Source organism: Aureispira sp. CCB-E, from assembly GCF_031326345.1.
Classification (GTDB): Bacteria; Bacteroidota; Bacteroidia; order Chitinophagales; family Saprospiraceae; genus Aureispira.
In genome coordinates this window covers 5650359-5663897 of record NZ_CP133671.1, presented here as the reverse complement: position 1 = coordinate 5663897, position 13539 = coordinate 5650359, and the positions used below count along the sequence as shown (strand labels likewise).

12 protein-coding genes are annotated in these 13539 nt (G+C 35.1%); 4 read left to right on the top strand and 8 right to left on the bottom strand.

Annotation, left to right across the window (positions count from 1 at the left end; all coding sequences use genetic code 11):
* Positions 1–74: 74 nt before the first annotated feature.
* The 4 genes from QP953_RS22160 to QP953_RS22145 form a co-directional block, all read right to left on the bottom strand.
* A complete protein-coding gene (locus QP953_RS22160) occupies positions 75–641 on the bottom strand; it encodes a hypothetical protein (protein ID WP_052594181.1) in 567 nt (188 codons plus the stop codon).
* A complete protein-coding gene (locus QP953_RS22155) occupies positions 638–1213 on the bottom strand; it encodes a hypothetical protein (protein ID WP_309552983.1) in 576 nt (191 codons plus the stop codon). Before QP953_RS22155 ends, QP953_RS22160 begins: the two co-directional genes overlap by 4 nt.
* Before the next feature lie 40 nt (positions 1214–1253).
* Positions 1254–2069: a prolipoprotein diacylglyceryl transferase gene (gene lgt / locus QP953_RS22150; protein WP_309552982.1), complete on the bottom strand. Its 816-nt coding sequence runs from the start codon at positions 2067–2069 to the stop codon at positions 1254–1256.
* A 107-nt stretch (positions 2070–2176) separates the two neighbouring features.
* Entirely contained in the window at positions 2177–2719 is a 543-nt protein-coding gene (locus tag QP953_RS22145; RefSeq protein ID WP_309552981.1) for an NAD(P)H-dependent oxidoreductase, read from the bottom strand.
* Between the two features lie 687 nt (positions 2720–3406).
* On the opposite strand from QP953_RS22145, the gene QP953_RS22140 reads away from it, so the two are divergent.
* Both QP953_RS22140 and QP953_RS22135 read left to right on the top strand, forming a co-directional pair.
* A complete protein-coding gene (locus tag QP953_RS22140) occupies positions 3407–4111 on the top strand; it encodes a metal-dependent hydrolase (RefSeq protein ID WP_052594189.1) in 705 nt (234 codons plus the stop codon).
* A gap of 18 nt (positions 4112–4129) precedes the next feature.
* Positions 4130–6391 carry a leucine-rich repeat domain-containing protein gene (locus QP953_RS22135; RefSeq protein WP_309552980.1) on the top strand — a complete coding sequence of 754 codons (2262 nt, stop codon included), beginning with the start codon at positions 4130–4132 and terminating at the stop codon, positions 6389–6391.
* Between the two features lie 103 nt (positions 6392–6494).
* Here QP953_RS22135 and QP953_RS22130 read toward each other — a convergent pair whose 3' ends face one another.
* Both QP953_RS22130 and QP953_RS22125 read right to left on the bottom strand, forming a co-directional pair.
* A complete protein-coding gene (locus QP953_RS22130) occupies positions 6495–7037 on the bottom strand; it encodes a DUF6794 domain-containing protein (RefSeq protein WP_052594192.1) in 543 nt (180 codons plus the stop codon).
* 181 nt (positions 7038–7218) lie between these two features.
* Positions 7219–8385, bottom strand: a complete 1167-nt coding sequence (locus QP953_RS22125; protein ID WP_052594194.1) for an endonuclease/exonuclease/phosphatase family protein — start codon at positions 8383–8385, stop codon at positions 7219–7221.
* A gap of 399 nt (positions 8386–8784) precedes the next feature.
* On the opposite strand from QP953_RS22125, the gene QP953_RS22120 reads away from it, so the two are divergent.
* Together QP953_RS22120 and QP953_RS22115 are read left to right on the top strand one after the other, a co-directional pair.
* Positions 8785–9960, top strand: a complete 1176-nt coding sequence (locus QP953_RS22120; RefSeq protein ID WP_052594195.1) for an OmpA family protein — start codon at positions 8785–8787, stop codon at positions 9958–9960.
* 268 nt (positions 9961–10228) lie between these two features.
* Positions 10229–10597 carry a hypothetical protein gene (locus QP953_RS22115; RefSeq protein WP_052594197.1) on the top strand — a complete coding sequence of 123 codons (369 nt, stop codon included), beginning with the start codon at positions 10229–10231 and terminating at the stop codon, positions 10595–10597.
* 73 nt (positions 10598–10670) lie between these two features.
* Here QP953_RS22115 and QP953_RS22110 read toward each other — a convergent pair whose 3' ends face one another.
* The gene (locus tag QP953_RS22110; RefSeq protein WP_052594199.1) at positions 10671–11870 is read right to left on the bottom strand and encodes a thioredoxin family protein; all 1200 of its coding nucleotides are present in this window, start codon (positions 11868–11870) and stop codon (positions 10671–10673) included.
* 286 nt (positions 11871–12156) lie between these two features.
* Positions 12157–13503: a (Fe-S)-binding protein gene (locus QP953_RS22105; protein ID WP_052594201.1), complete on the bottom strand. Its 1347-nt coding sequence runs from the start codon at positions 13501–13503 to the stop codon at positions 12157–12159.
* Between the last annotated feature and the right edge of the window lie 36 nt (positions 13504–13539).

The window sequence follows — 13539 nt, the reverse complement described above, 5'->3', positions numbered from 1 at the left end:
AGAAACGCTGAGTAGTATTTTTTTCCCTTTTGACAGGAAAGTAGTAGAGTGGTTAAACTCATAAAAAAGAGCGTTTAAAGCAAGTGCGACTGAATTATACTTAACGCTTTTTCGGGCGCTTCTACTTGAACCATAACTAACTGCTGGTGCGGTTTCTGAGACCAATATTTGAATGTTTGAAAGGAGACAGGTTGGATCGTAGATAAATAAATGTTGGCAGTATCATCCGATTGTTTGCTGCTATGTACTTTTTCTATATTGCTAAACGGAATAGACTCAATGTGGATTTGATTATCTTTATACAAGATAAAAATGACACGTTTGTTGGTAATGATATATTGTGTGTGCTTTTTAGCTAGATCTAGTTTTTTGATTTTGATGGTTTGATGGTATTTAATTAAACCAATCAAGCAAGGAATAGAAAATAAAAATAGGAGATCAAAGTTATCGTCATTGCTTACATTGTAAATGAGAACAAAGAAAAAGAAAGAGAATAGTATTTCGAAAAGACATCCTGAATTATAGTTTTCTAAGTATTTAAGCGGTTTGCCCATTTTTCCTTCCCACAAAACCGTTTCAACTGTTTTAATGGTTGAAAGGTAGTCGTGGATTAAAGCAGCGTCTTTGAATTTAAATTTCATTTTTCTTGGAGTAGGTGCTCACGGATAATTTTAGTGACTCTATTGGCTTGATTTCCTATGTTAATGAATCCGATAAAATCGGTATTTTTATCATCAATAAAATAGGACATCTCAAAGTTTATCGCCTGTTTTGTATGAAACAAGACAGCAATTTCCCCATTAGCATTTCGATGTGTTTGTACTTGTTTAATCGATTTTGCACTAACCGCATTGATATGAATTTGTTGTTGATACCAATGAACAAGAATGCATTGTTTGGACGTAATAAGGTATTTGCTGTATTTGAGTTTGTTTTGTTGGATGTCTTTTTGTCGTTGTTGCAAAATAAATAAAAAAGCACCCAATAAGATAGATAAAATAATTATTGTTAACCCAACATGAATTAAAAAAGTGGCAATGGAAATACCTATTAGAAGTAATATAAGATTAATAATAAGCAAAATTTCATCTTTGAAAAGAGTATTCTTCACTTCTAAAGGAATCATTCGCCCTTCCCATAAAATAGCTTCTTGTGCTTTTATAGTGTTAATATAATCTCTTACAAGAGAATAATCTTCAGGGTCTATAATCATTTTAGGTGGACTTATTGAAGCAAAGGACTACAGTGGAGCATCAAGAATCCAACGTTTTATTTCTTGTGTTCCAAGCGAGAATAGCACCAATTAAAATCATTGGCAAACTCAACAATTGCGCCATGTTAATAATACTATCGGGATCAAAAACATAGTGTTTTTTTATAAACTCCATACAGAAACGTAAGATGCCTAGCAAAAATAGGAAAACAGCAAAAACATGTCCATCCTTTACTTTTCCAAAGACTTTTTTGTGGTAAGCAAGTGTAAAAAAGAAAAGACTAAGGTAAACGACAAAGCCATATAATTGAACAGGATGACGAGCAATGTCATCGACTTTAGGAAAAATAAATGCCCAAGGTAGATCGGTTGGGGCACCAACAATTTCGGAGTTCATGAAATTCCCCATTCGTATAAAGGCCAAGCAAAGTCCTGCAACCAATGCTCCTTTGTCTAAGAACCACAAAATAGATTTTCCTGTTTTTCGAGAAAGCAACCAATAGGCAAGTAGGAGCCCTAGCATGGCGCCATGACTTGCCAAGCCACGGTAACCAGTAAATTCAAACTGTGGTGAGAACTTGAAGGGGAGTAAAATTTCTAAAGGATGTTTGGAAAAATAGGCAAAATCGTAAAATAAACAATTGCCAATTCGTGCCCCCAGTATGGTTCCGACAACAGAATAGAGTAGCATTTTGTCTAAAACTTCCATGCTTACATCTTCCTTTTGGAACTGTTGACGCAAGATAAAAAAGCCAATAATAAAGCCTGTAGCAAATAGCATGGAATACCAACGCAAAGCAAAACCACCAAATTCGATAATAATAGGGTCAGGATTCCATGTAATAGCAGTAAACATTAGTTGATGTTAAAATGATAAAATAAAGCAGTCTGGCGACTATTTTTGTATGCAAGCAAATATAAGAATTGTTTTTAAGGAACGATTCTTATCCCATAAGGATCGCATTAAAATTCTAAGAATTCTGTGATCTGTTGTTGCAAGGCTTTTTGCGTACCTTCGTCCGTCAGTGCATCGTCGGTCAATAGCATTTCAATTAGAGAAATAGGCAAACGATTGGGAAGCACGGTAATTTTAAGGTAGTTTAAGAAGCCCGTCATATACTCTAAGCCTCTGAGACCTCCCGAGCGACCTGCCGAAACCCCAACTAAAGCAGCTTTCTTGCCTCCGTGAAATGAGTCCACATATTTTCGAACAGAGCAAGCATCTATAAATAACTTCAATGCGCCAGGAATACCTCCATTGTATTCAGGAACAACAAAATAAAATTTGTTGGCAGGGACAAGATATTGGTCTTGTATGCTTGCTAGTGCTTTGGATTGCCCCGCTTCGCTGTACATGTCTGCATGTAAAAAATCATGGGGCAAATCTTCTAAACAAAATAATTGTACTTCTTCTTCTGTTTGGGCTTTTAGTTGTTCGTAAATATAACTTGCAATCAATTGAGTGCGACTATTTTTTCTATTTGTTCCTGAGAATACGGTAATCATTTTTTTATTTTCGTTTTACTTAGAATGAGTAGACTGTTTACGGATTTCTATTTTAGAAAGTTAAAAAATACCATGGATAAGATTTTTCAATTTTCAAATTTTGAAATAAATTAATAGCCAAAGTATATTTAAACCATGTATTATAATAATAATACTCCGTTGATTTTTTAGTTTTTCTACGAAAAACATAAAAAAGCACTCATGCAATACCACGTAGTAGCAGCGTAGCTAAGCTAATACGATTTTTCAACGGAGTAATGTAATAATACTCTGTTGCTTTTTTAGTTGTTACTTTGGGAATCTTTGTTGCTTGCTATGCTGTGAGCTCGCTGCGTTCGATTCGAATTTTACAAAAAACATAAAAAGCATCTTGTTGATAATTAAGTTAATATGATTTGCTTCGTGAGCGCTTTGCTTTTAGTTAGATGCGCTGTTGCTGCGTGTTTTTAACGGAGTAATTTTCTAATCAATGATCAGAAAATACGATACAATAATAAGATAACTTTAAGGAAGCTTACAATAATGGCTTAAGCAATTTTATTTTTGAAATAGTTTATAGTATTTTATGGCATTTCTCCTAAGTTCGTGTTACTAGATTATGATACAAAAACAGCAAAACTACTTTATGTCGGCAGTAGGTTGATATTGTTAAACCATTATAAAATCACTCTAAAAGTAAATTAAAATATGCGAATTACATATTATGGGCACAGTTGTTTTCTTGTAGAAGTAGGAAATAAAAAACTGTTGTTTGATCCTTTTATAACTCCTAATCCCAAAGCCAAATCTTCGAAAATTAACCTGGAGAACATTCAACCTGATTTTATCTTGTTGTCTCATGGGCATGGGGACCATCTTGCAGATACTTTAGAAATAGCAATTCAGAGTAATGCAAAAATTATTGCTGTGTATGAAATTGTTCAGTGGTTTGAAAAGCAGGGGATAGAGGGGATCGGTATGAATACAGGAGGAAAGGCTAAATTTGATTTTGGGGTGGTTAAATTAGTTAATGCTGTACATTCTAGTTCTATGCCAGACGGTACTTATGGGGGCAATCCTGTGGGGTTTGTCATTAGCAATGATCACAGTGGTACATTTTATTTTGCAGGCGATACGGCACTAACAATGGATATGAAACTAATTCCAATGATGTGCCCACGACTTGATTTTGCCATATTGCCAATTGGCGATCATTTTACAATGGGCTATGATGATGCGGTATTGGCTAGTAATTTTATACAGTGTAACACTATTATTGGTTGCCATTTTGATACTTTTCCACCTATAAAATTAGATCATTCAGCAGCTAAAAAAGCATTTTCAGAAGCTGGTAAAACATTATTTTTACCAGAAATAGGGATGTCTTTTAATATCAAGAAAAAAGTAAACTAATTGTTGCTTGGCTGAATTATGAAACAATATTCCTATAAAAATGCCCCCAAAACTCAGAAATCGAAAGTACAACACCTGTATGTCGAAACAGATCGAAACACAGGTTTGTTGCCCGACGATGTTTTTGAGTATACCAATATAGAAATACTTTCTGTTCGTATACTAAATGCTATTCCTCCCGAAATTACACAATTGAAGAAGTTGCGAAAATTGAGTATTGCTTTTTGGGGAGGCGGGGCTTTGCCTGTTTATATCGAGGATTTAAAAAATTTGGAAGAACTAAGCATTAGAGTGGTATCCAAGGCATTGGAAGTGCCTGAAACATTGGCTAATTTGGTGCATCTCAAAAAAATAACACTCTACGATTGTCAGCTAAAAGAAATTCCTAGTGTCTTGTTAAAAATGCCTCAATTGCTTAGCTTAGAAATATCGGCAAATGAGATTCCAAGTTTTGACCTGCCCAATCATTGTTACTGGCCTAATCTAGAAACCTTAGATTTGAGAACGAATGGTTGTCAAATAATTCCTGATTGGGTTTATCAGCATACTCAGTTAAAAGAACTGTATTTACCCAACAACAAACTCACCATACTGCCTTCGAAAATTGGTCAACTAACAAAATTAGAGCAGCTGACCGTTGATAACAACAAGATTGAAACGATAACGGCAAATTTCGGTTTGCTTCCTCAACTTCAATTGTTTAACTGGTTTGAAAATCCAATGGGATGGCTGCATCCTTGGGTTTTTGAGTTGAACGAGAAGCTTTTGGATTTTAAATTGTTTTGGCGGGAAAGTAGCAAACAATCGGTCAAGGATATTTTAGCCATAAAAAAAGCTTTAAGTAAAGCAAACTTATTAGAAAATCAAGGGGTTGTCCAAGCAATTTGTCTATTATTATCAGACAAAAAAAAGGCTAAAAAAGCACTTTCTAATGCCGAGGTTTTAGGGTGTTATCCTGTTAATCATCTAAAAGTTAGAGCTGCTGTTATGGCAGAAATAAGTAGTCGATTACAGCCTTTTGATAAACAAAACTTTCAGGCAGGAAGTGAATTACTTGTATTGGGGACAACGATAAAGAAAAAAGCAACATTAAAAGCTCAGTTAAAAGATTTAGGAATTGCAGTAGTGGCTAAAAAAGGTGCAAAGACTTCACATGTTGTTTTGGGCAAAAATATAAAGAAGACAGAAGCTTTGTTAGATAATGCGCTTATCTTATTGACAGAAACAGAGCTGAATCATTATTTGGATGAAGTAGCCCCTGCTTATTTATTAGAAGATGAAGAAAGCACTACTAGTAATGTTGCTCATCTAAGAGCAATGCTGGTGACATTGATAGATGAAAATGTTCTTATTGCACTAGAGTTGTTGAAAAGTGGTGGTGTTCCTAAAGATTTAATGACGACGTTGTTTTTTGTGCATAAATTTAGTAAGAATGCCCAAATTGTTCGAAAGTCTAAAAATCTTCTGACATTAAATGCTTCTGAAAAATTATTGGAAGTATTAAAAATACGATTCAATTTTAAACAGAATCGAGTGGGATTTTTTGATGCAAAGCGTTACCTCGAAAAAGTTTGTACGGAAACGGAAATTGAACCCATTGAATTGTTAAAATATGCTTACAATTATTACAGCCAAAAATATCCTTTTCCTAGTTTGTATACGGATGCTATAAAAGAACTACCTGAAATAGAACAAAAAGAGGAAGCTGCTTTGTTTTGGAATGGACGAGTTGAAAATGGTCAATTGTTCTTACAAGAAGGAGATGGGAAAATTATCAATCACTTGTTTGATATGGATATTGTGGAAGTATTAGAAGGTAGGCATTATCCCGTTCATGCGCTCACAAGTCAGCATGGGGGAGCAAAAATGAGAAGATTAAGAAAGTTAATTCTAGAGTATAAAAGGGAAAAAATTCGATTACCTCAAGATTTTGGTACTTTAGAAAATTTAGAAGAGCTAGACTTAACAAATGCCAATTTCTATGAACAAGGTTGGGAAGAACTAGGAAAACTAAAGGCACTTAAAAAGTTGACATACCAATCTGATAGCACTGAAATTCCTAACGAAATTTTTAGCCTTAAACAATTGGAAAAATTGGTGTTAGATGGCAAGTACATTCCCCTTACGTTTCCTATTTCAGCGTTGGAAAATTTAAAAGAAATAGACGTGAAAAACTCATCAATGGAAGGCGCAGCAATTTTTGTGGATGCACTCAAGAAATTACCCAATCTGAAAAGTGTTCAGTTGCATACAGCTTTAGATGCTGTTTATAGAAAATGAGACTTTGGAAGCTTTTAACAAGCCACTTCCAGTACACTGCAATCTGAAATATGTTTATGTTGTTTTGCGGTGCACTGGAAGTAAGGTGATTGTGTTGTTTGTTTTATTCTTTAACAGTGCCGCGCTGAATCAATTCTTCTGCTTTAGCCTGTTGTTTTTTTGCCCAAAGTTTTCTAAAAAAAGTAACTTGTTCCTTAATTTTTAAATCTCGACCGTGCAAATGACGATGATAGGAGGTGATAATAATTCCAATCATATAGTCATAATGAGGAACTCGCATTTTTCTAAAATACTCGGATAGTCGAGAGCCTTCGCTGAGTGACCATTTGTGTTCCAACCAAACCCCTAAAGAGCCATGTGTTTTTCGATCTACCTCTGCATCAGAATATGCCATGAAAGTCTGTTTAGCATCGTCATCCATCAATTTGTCTAGCTCGTTAAAAACATCGTACAGATCTCTAGGAATGTACATGCCGTCTAGTTCCGATTGCTGAATGCGAATTTGATAGAGACTATCGTTAACAACATCCCCTCGTTTTTTTTGTGTTTTTATAATGACTTTTGCCGTTTCTTCTTGCGGTGGTTCTTGAGCAAAAGAAACAAACCCTATACTACTAAGTAGTACCATAATGAACGTGCGAATCATACTTACAGTTTTATTTAAATTTTTACTTACTTATGGTCTTAATACGAATCTTGTACCAATGTTACAGGTTTCTTCTAAAAAAATAAAAAATGATTAAAAGAGAGGCGATCTTTGAGTCACATTGTAGTTTTAGATGATTCCATGTGTTAGTTCTTAGTTGAGAAGTCAGAATGTAACTAATTTAAGAATTTGGAGCAAGAGAATCTGTCGAAATACTATCTATAGTTGGTTGAAGCCCTAGGAGCTCCACCTCTAGCAAAATAGGATTGTGATCAGAATGTTCAAACTGTAAGTTTTTGCCTTCTATTTTCTTAACGTTTACATTAGGCGAAACCAAATAAAAATCGACCAAAGTGACACTTGTCTTGCCATATTCTAAAACATCAATTACGCATCTATTGGTCGGAACAACAGGATCGTATACCCATTGCCAGCCTTGAGGCATAAAATCGCTCGGAATATTAGCCGCATAATAACTAGAATCGGTTTCGATGCCTATTGATTTGCCGACAGCATCAAAGGCAATGCCTGGAGGCGTTTGATTCCAGTCGCCACCAACTACAATGTAGTTGCCTTTGTTGTATTCTTCTAAAACCAATTGCTTGAAGTATGCCATTTCATCATCCTTCAATTTGCCACCATCATAAGCAGAGTTATGGGTATTGATAACAATCAACTCTTTGCCTTCTGGGTGTGCAGTTGGGTAGCGTTGTAATGACATACAGCGGTCTAAGTGAAAAATATAATCTGGCCAACCATAAGAACCGGGGAACTGATATCGGGTACTTTGACTGGGTTTGTATTTAGAATAACTTCCAAGACCACTTTCCATTTTTCCCATGACATTCCACGGTTCAGCAACAGGAATAACAACACGTTCCACTTTATAATTGGGGGCAAAACTGCTGCTATAGTTGGGCAGTTCTTTTAGGTATGTCTCGTATTGATTGATAAAATAGCTGCGTTTAGAATTTAAATCTACTTCTTGTAAAAGCACAAAATCTGCTTGTTGTTGACCAACAAAATCGGCAATTGCCTGTATGTTTTCTTCTACGTAGGCTTTGGGAGAACGAACCATTTTGCCTCCAGAAAAGAAAAAAGGATTGCCATCATCATAGAAAAAATTAGATTTAGCTCCCAAGCCCCCATATCCTACATTCCAGTTCAAAAAGCGTAATGTCCCAGCTTGGATGGTGTCAGGAGTATTGCCTTTAGGAAGACTTAATTCAATGACTTCTTGAGGTTGATAATCTGTTGCGGTACCATGCAGAAGGCAAATGATAACATAGGTTAGAAATAAGGCAAGGGCAACAAATGTCCATTTTAGAACTTTTTTTAAAATTTTCATTTTGTGATTACTATTAACTTTTATTGATTGAAATATAAGGTTCGAAAAGGTTACTTAATACTTCTTATGTTCATTAAAAAATAAGAAATGATAGAACTTTAGGGCAAAGGAATTTTGAGATAAAGTTCAATAAGCAGACTCTTATTGTCATATCTTTTGTTGACTTGTCTAAAATGTTTATTTTTGATGCTGCTTTAATCAGAATAAACGAATCGTAGCGCAAAACTACACCTTAAATCTTAGATAGGCAAAGGATGTGTTAGAAGAATAAATAACTTCTATATGAATGTTTAGGAAATAAATGTAGCTTAAATTTTAAGGAGTAAATTATTGCAAAAAATTATTAAAAAATGGTACTCCCGAACCCCAATAAGTACCGTCATAGCAAGTCTTAAAACTATGAATAAAATACAATCCCTACTGGTTACTTTAGTGCCAATTTCACTTTTATTGATTGGTACGACAACTTATGCTCAGGTGTTACAAAATATGGTTAAAAACCCAAGCTTTGAACAGTATCGAAAGGTGCCGACAGATTTGGGAGAATGGGGAATGGTGGATTATTGGTCTTCGCCAACTGAAGCAAGTCCAGACTATTTTCACAAAAGGGCAGCAGGGAAAAATGTAGATGTGCCTTATAACAAAATGGGGCGTTGTATGGCTCGATCAGGTTATGCATATACTGGAATTTATGCTTATGCTAGCCGATATCTAAAACGCAACTTTAGAGAATATGTACAACTAGAACTCAAGCAACCTTTGTTGGCTGGAAATACGTATTGTGTAAAAGCACATGTATTTTTGGCGCAATCTTCTAACAGGGCGGTAGGTGCTTTGGGTATGACGGCTTCTAAAATTAGAATCAATCAAAAAGATGAGTTGCCAATTGTTACTAAAAATATGACTTATATGTTGCAAGAAGATCGCTCGCCATTAGATGAACGCGCTTGGGTAGAGATAACTTGTCAATATAAGGCACAAGGAGGAGAGCGTTATTTGGTATTGGGTAATTTTGATGATGATAAAAAAACAAAAGTTACAGGTGCCATAGAAAACGATACGTTCAAAAATCCTCATGTTGACTTTGCTTACTACTACATTGATGATGTTTGTGTTACCAATTCAAGCACCAACTTTAGTTGCGATTGTGGTTCTTTCGACTTGATTCGAACAAGGGGAGAAGAACGCATTGTTTTGGATGTAAAAGTACAGCAAAAACAGTATTATTTAGGGCAAGTAGTTATCATGCAAAATCTAGATTTTGAAAGAGGAAAAATTACAATGTTGTCAGGTTCGCAAGGGGCCTTAGATGATTTGGTTGGTACGTTGCGCTTAAATCCTAATTACCATGTAGAAATATCTGGTCATACAGATGATAAAGGAGATCCTCAAAAAAATCAAATTTTATCCAAAAAACGGGCAGAGGTCGTTTATAATTATTTATTGTCCTCTGGAATCAGAAAAGAACGACTGACGTACAGAGGCTATGGTCAATCTCGTCCTATTGCCTTGAATAAAACAATAGAAGGTCGCCAAAAAAATGAACGCATTCAATTTAGGATTACAAAAAAATAGCGTACATTTGTTTGGTAAACTCAAGTGACGCATCATCGATTGTTGCATGAAATTGCCTGTTTTTCCACGAAGTAATGTACAAGGAAGCGGGAATAAAGCAATGAGTCATCACTTTCATTCTAAGGACAATTCATTGATAGTTCCATCTTGTAACTAACTTTTACGCTGCAATAGTCAACGATTGCTTTAGTTTTAAGTTAGATATGATAACAATTGATTTAAAAGCGAAATTTTGATCTTTATAATTGTAGAAAGAGACTAATTAAATATGAAAAAGACGGTTGATAAAAATGTACTTAATTCTATTAAGGAAATTATTAAAGGATTAGTTACAGCTTATAAAACAAATAAGGAAGTAACCCCAGAAATGATTGAGCAAATGAAGGCTATGAGAGAGTTGTTTAAGGAATTGGAGCAACCTACAATTGTTAAATCAATTCGTTTGGCTTACGAGCACATTGGGAATCATGGTAGCTTAGACAACTTACCTTATTGGGAAGAAGAAGAAATTGAATTGGACGAGGAAAATTCTAGTTTTGAGTATTATTTGGGCTTGTTGACCAACCCAACCAACAAATACAATAGAGAAGAAATTAAGGAACTAAATGTTCTATTAAAAGAAATTGCAGAAGCTTAGGCTATTGGCAAAAAGATAAAAAAAGTGCTGTTGAATATTAATTTCAACAGCACTTTTTTGCTTTTAGAGAGGATTAAACTATTTTTTCTTTATTAGAAGAATGTTTGTCTTTGATTCTTCTGCCCTTTTTAGCATTGTCTAAGTCTTCATCTATGATGGTTACGTTGCCAGAAGTACTATTGCCAATGTTCTTTTTGTTAGAAATGGCAAATTGCTCCATGATGCGTTTTAAGTTAGATGGATTGATATAACCAGTATGTTTACCGATTACTTTGCCATCGTGTACAAAAACTAAAGCAGGTACTTCATTTACACCGAAATTTTTGTGCAAGATGTGGGTGTGGTCCACTTCTATTTTTTCAAATTTGATTTTGTGATAAGCATTGGAAAGTTTATCAACAACAGAAGTCGTTTGTTTACAAATACCACAAGATGGTTTGACAAAATAAAATAGGAGATGTTCGCCTAAATTATAAAGTTCTTTTTGGTTGACAGATTTGAGTTCAGAGATAGATTTTACGGTGCTACTATCAGAAAAATTAGCACCTGTTAACAGAATACCTATTTTTTGTTGCACAGAAGAAATACTCAAGTACCCTTCATGTTTAGAAACTACTTTTTTGCCTCTTTTGAATAGAATCGTTGGGAAATTTTCAATTCCGAGTTGATGCGTAATTTTAGCTTCATCTTTGACCAAATGCAATTCTATGTCCAACAAGCCTTCGAATTCTTCTTGTGCCCGCTCAATATTTTTGCGCATATTTCTACAGCGAGAACTTTTGGAACCATAAAAAACAATAGAATAACCATCGTCGTTTAATGTTTTGGGAGCAGCAATAAGCTTTTTTGCTTGATCATAAATATGAGCCATCAAGATATTGGTACTATTATCTTGAGAAGAATCAGAAAATTTGCCATACCAAGTCGAAACTAACTTTTTTAGTTGAATTGCTAGAAGAGTTGTTTCTTTAGAAACAGGGGCTTTGCTATCAAAAGAAGTTTGTATATCTCCAAAACAAGACGCAAAAGCAACAGAGCCTTTGGCTAACGCAATGATTTTTTCTTGCAAATCGCCAGCGTCCAAATCTTCGCCCACGTCACTAGCTTGCTTTTCAATAAGTTGTCCAGTTTTTGTTTGCAGTTGCTGCATTTCTTTGTACTGCTTTCTTAATTTACTGCTGTGTTTTTCCAGATTATTGCGAAGATAATCTTCAATCCAGCTACTGGATAATTTATAAAGCTGCAATACGTCTTTGTATTCCTCTAAAGTCATAATTTATTTGATAATAGGATTCTTCTTGAGAAAAAATAATATAATTTCAAGCGCTAAACTTACAAAAAAAAAATGACTATAACAAGTGATTTTTTATTCCTAAGTAAGGGTTTAAAGAATTGTTCAATCTTTTTCGCACTAAAAAGAACTATGTTTGTTTGCTGTTTTTCATTTTGTGCCCTGTTGTTTTTATGCTTATTTGACAATGGTAAGGTTAAAAAATAGCAGCATAAAAAAAGCTACTTGATATTTTTCAAGTAGCTTGACAGTATTATTTTGAGGGATTTTAGGAGGCATTTGCCTCTTCAATCCATTTATCTCTATCATCGGGAGAAAAAGCCCAAGGAGCACCATTGTTTTCAATGGCATTGAACATATTGTTCCATTCTTCAGGAGAATCCGATTGCTCTAGGATTTGGTTTCTACGCATATCCATAATAATGTCCACTGGACTAATCATAATTGGACAGGCTTCCATGCAAGCATTACAAGTCGTACAAGCTCGTAGTTCTTCTGTTGAAATATAATCAAATAGATTTTTCTTATCGTCATAATTTTCAGCTGTCAGAACACTTGTAGACTCTTTTTTATCATCAGCTATCAACTCAGTTTTGTTCGCCGCAATGTTTTTCCCAATCTCTTCGGCACGATCTCGTACGTCCATCATGATTTTTCGTGGCGATAGTTTTTTGCCAGTTAAATTAGCAGGACAAACAGAGGTGCATCGACCACATTCTGTACAAGTATATGCCGCTAAAATATCTGTCCATTGCAAATCAAAAACATCCGCTACACCAAATTTTGGCATTGGTGCATCTGGATCTGGCTCGTCAAAAGCAGCGTTGGGATCAAACATAGAAGCAACCTCTGCTTGAATGTCTGGCATGTTTTTCATTTCTCCCTTTGGGGTCAAACGAGCATAATAGGTGTTGGGAAAAGCCAACATAATGTGCAAGTGCTTGGAATAGGGTAGGTAGTTCAAGAAAGCAAATACAACCAAAATATGTCCCCACCAACCAACACGCTCTGCTATGTGTAGGCTCTGTGGAGAAATGGTGTCCCCCCAGAGTGGTGCCAATTGACCACTTATTAAGAAATTTAAATCAGGATGAGCTTGCATATCGGCACTGTTCATTATAAAAATGAACAAAACCAATAAAAATTCGCCGTACAAAATTAAATTACCGTCCAATTTGGGCCAACCTTCCATTTCTGGTTTGACAAAACGGGGTAGTTTTAATAAATTTCTACGAGCCAAAAATACAAACGTAGCAACCAACGCTCCTAAAGATAGAATTTCAATGAAGCTAATCAAAATGGTATAAATAATGCCTAAGTAGTGGCTGAAAAATCGGTGTGATCCTGTAAGACCATCCACAAAAATTTCAATCAACTCAACTTGGGTAAATAGGAAAGCAACATAAATGAACAAATGCATAACGGCCGCCAAAGGACGTTTAAACATCTTTTTTTGACCTAAAGCAATCATTAAAACGTTTTTGATGCGCTGCGAACGATCGCCTTCAATTTTATCTTTTTGCCCCAACATGATGTTGTCATACACAAATTTGTATTTTCTAAAGGCAAGCCCAAAAGTTATCAGTAAAATAACTGCAAATATGGCCTGTTGCATATTCTAATTTATTTTTGTAAGTTTATTAGTAACAAA